This window comes from Streptomyces alkaliterrae, from assembly GCF_007097205.2.
Classification (GTDB): Bacteria; Actinomycetota; Actinomycetes; order Streptomycetales; family Streptomycetaceae; genus Streptomyces; species Streptomyces alkaliterrae.
In genome coordinates this window covers 1-2,693 of sequence record NZ_VJYK02000479.1, presented here as the reverse complement: position 1 = coordinate 2,693, position 2,693 = coordinate 1, and the positions used below count along the sequence as shown (strand labels likewise).

The 2,693-nt window shown below is 72.3% G+C and carries 4 protein-coding genes; 3 read left to right on the top strand and 1 reads right to left on the bottom strand.

Features of this window, described 5'->3' with window-relative positions; translation table 11 throughout:
* Positions 1 to 330 (top strand): DUF192 domain-containing protein, encoded by a 330-nt coding sequence (locus FNX44_RS25830; RefSeq protein ID WP_143651396.1) that lies wholly within the window; start codon positions 1 to 3, stop codon positions 328 to 330.
* A gap of 56 nt (positions 331 to 386) precedes the next feature.
* Here FNX44_RS25830 and FNX44_RS25825 read toward each other — a convergent pair whose 3' ends face one another.
* Positions 387 to 815, bottom strand: a complete 429-nt coding sequence (locus FNX44_RS25825; RefSeq protein ID WP_143651395.1) for an OsmC family peroxiredoxin — start codon at positions 813 to 815, stop codon at positions 387 to 389.
* Positions 816 to 1,323: 508 nt separating this feature from the next.
* On the opposite strand from FNX44_RS25825, the gene FNX44_RS25820 reads away from it, so the two are divergent.
* Together FNX44_RS25820 and FNX44_RS25815 are read left to right on the top strand one after the other, a co-directional pair.
* Positions 1,324 to 1,776: a hypothetical protein gene (locus FNX44_RS25820; RefSeq protein ID WP_143651394.1), complete on the top strand. Its 453-nt coding sequence runs from the start codon at positions 1,324 to 1,326 to the stop codon at positions 1,774 to 1,776.
* A 139-nt stretch (positions 1,777 to 1,915) separates the two neighbouring features.
* Positions 1,916 to 2,617, top strand: a complete 702-nt coding sequence (locus FNX44_RS25815; RefSeq protein WP_143651393.1) for a prepilin peptidase — start codon at positions 1,916 to 1,918, stop codon at positions 2,615 to 2,617.
* Positions 2,618 to 2,693 lie beyond the last annotated feature (76 nt).

Sequence of the window (2,693 nt, the reverse complement as noted above, 5' to 3'; positions counted from 1 at the left end):
GTGCTGGTGGCGGGCGGTGCCCGGATTCCGCTGGAGATCGCGGCGTCCCCCCGGGCGCGCGCCAGGGGGCTGCTCGGCCGTCACGGGATCGTCGGCGCCATGCTGCTGGAGCCGGCCTGTTCGATTCACACCTTCCGGATGCGGTTCCCGATCGATGTCGCCTATCTGGACCGGGACTTCACGGTGCTCGCCGTGCGGACGATGGAGCCGGGGCGGCTGGGCCTGCCCCGCCTCCGGGCTCGGCGGGTGCTGGAGGCGGAGGCCGGGACGATGGCCGGCTGGGGGCTCGCGCCGGGGGCGCGGGTGCGTGTCGAGCGCGCCGGACGATGACGGGTCCGGCGCCCGTCGCGGCGCGCCGGACCCGTGCGGGCGGTGCCGGACCGGGCTCAGGCCAGGGTGGCCTCGAGGCTGATGTTCTTCACCGCGGCCAGCGCCTGGCTCACCGGGCAGTTCGCCTTGGCATCCGCCGCCGCGGCCTGGAACTCCTCCTCCGAGATGCCGGGGATGACCGCCCGTACCGTCAGCTTGATCCCGGTGATGCCCTCTCCGGGTTGGAAGGTCACGTCCGCCTGGACGTCGAGCTGTTCGACGGTGTGGCCCTTGCCGGAGACGATGTTGGAGAAGGCCATGCAGTAGCAGGAGGAGTGCGCCGCGGCGATCAGCTCCTCGGGGCTGGTCATACCGCTCGGCGGCTCGGTGCGCGCGGGCCAGCTGACGTCGTAGGTGCCGAGGTTGGAGCTGGCCAGGGAGACGGTCCCCTTGCCCTCCAGGAGGTTGCCTTCCCAGTGGGCCTTCGCCGTACGGGTGGTGGCCATCGTCGGTGTTTCCTTCCATGGGGTCCGAAACGCTTGATCGCCATCTTTCCGCGCGTGATGTGTCATGTCGAGCGATTCCCGACCAGGGCCCGTCCGGCGGGTCGGCTCGGCGATGACACGGCGGGCCCGCAACCGCAAACGGAACACGGGAATCCGTGTGCAACCGCGGACCTGGCGGTCAAGCGGGTTGTGGCACCGGCATATTCACCCTCCGGTAAGGGTGACTCTCGGCCAGCTTTGTCGGGACGGTCCGGAGAAGTCGGCCGGTGGCGGAGGAGTACGGGCCGTTCGACGTGGCGTGGGCGGGGGACGCGGGCCGCACGGCCCGACCGGCGTGAAACGGCCGCGAAGAGGCGGAAAGAACAACACGATTACCCGGTGGGCACTGACGCAAACTCGACCATCTGGGCGCTTGAAATCGCTAGTGCAAAGCGCCTAGTTTCGCTCACAGGGCCGAGGGATGCACACGGAAGTTCGTTTTCAGGAGATCCCGACGCAGGGGGGAACAGTGGGTTACCGGCACAGCCGGAACGATCCGGGTGGGGACGACACGGGGAGGCGCCGCGAGAGCGGTCTGGAACACGCGCGCAGGGAGGCATCCAGACTCGCCGACTACCTGCAGTTCGGGCCGCCGCGATCGACGGGCGACCAGGGCCGTCCGCCGCAGCTTGTCACCGGCGACTGGGACATGCCCGAGGGCACGCTGTCGGTGTACGCGATCGGTCGCGCGCTCGTGCTGCGCGGCACGTTCACAGAGGGGGATCTGAGAAACCTTCGCAAGTCGTTCAGCGGTCAGTTGGTGACGCTCGACAGCGACGGTGAGCAGCACACCGTCATCGTCTGGCCGCCGGAAGAGGGAGACGACACGGGAGGGGGCGCCTCGGACCGGAGGCCGGGGGAGTCGATGACCGACGACTGGGGGTACCCCCAGTCGGAGGCCGGGGGAGCCGGAGCCCGGTGAGCAGCCGGGCCTGAGGGGGTGGACGCCGCGGTCGTGGCGGTACCCTCCCCGGGTGCCGGGGGAGTTGACCGTGTTGACCATGACCGTGTTGCCTGCGTTGCCTGCGCCGGCGGGGTTGCCCGCGTCGACGGGGTTGTCCATGCCCGCCGCGTCGGCTGCGCCGGCGTGGGGTCCGGTCGCCGTCGCGGCGGTGTACGGCTGGGCGGTGGGCGCCCTGCTGCTGCCCCGGGCCGCGCACCGCTACGCCGTCCCGACCGGTGAGCCGTGGCGGACGGACCACCCGCCCGCCGCTTCCGGCCGTTCCCGGCTCACCGCGCTGCCGGCGCCGGTCACCGCGGTGGTCTGCGCGCTCCTGGCCGCCACCGTCGGCCCCCGCCCCGAACTGGCCGTGTGGCTGGCCCTGGCCCCCGCGCTGGTCCTGCTCGCGATCGTGGACGTCCGGGTGCGCCGGCTGCCGGACGTACTGACCCTGCCGACGGCCGGCGCCGCCGCGGCACTCCTCGGAGTGGCCGCCGCACTGCCGGGCACGGCCGGCAGCTGGCCCGGGGCGCTGGCGGGCGGCCTGGTGCTGGGCGGCGGCTACCTCGCCCTCTTCCTCATCCATCCGCGCGGCATGGGGATGGGGGACGTCAAGCTCGCGCTCACCGTGGGGGTCGCTCTTGGGTGGTACGGCTGGACGACCCTCGCGGTGGGGGCGCTCGCCGGGCTGCTGCTCGGGGCGCTCTACGGAAACGCCCTGCTCATCGCTGGTAGGGCCGACCGCAAGACGGGCATCCCGTTCGGCCCCTTCCTGGCGGCGGGCGGCCTGCTGGGCGTGGCCTTCGCTGGACTCGACGGGTGAAACACGGCCCGGATCGCGCGAGCACGCCCCGGAAGGGGCTATGGTGGAAACCCCCCCTCGGGCCGGTCCGTAACCC

What these genes read in the sequence shown, in the direction of transcription:
- FNX44_RS25825 (WP_143651395.1), bottom strand. Translation starts at nt 815, where the DNA reads ATGGCCACCACCCGTACGGCGAAGGCCCACTGGGAAGGCAACCTCCTG.
- FNX44_RS25815 (WP_143651393.1), top strand. Translation starts at nt 1,916, where the DNA reads ATGCCCGCCGCGTCGGCTGCGCCGGCGTGGGGTCCGGTCGCCGTCGCG.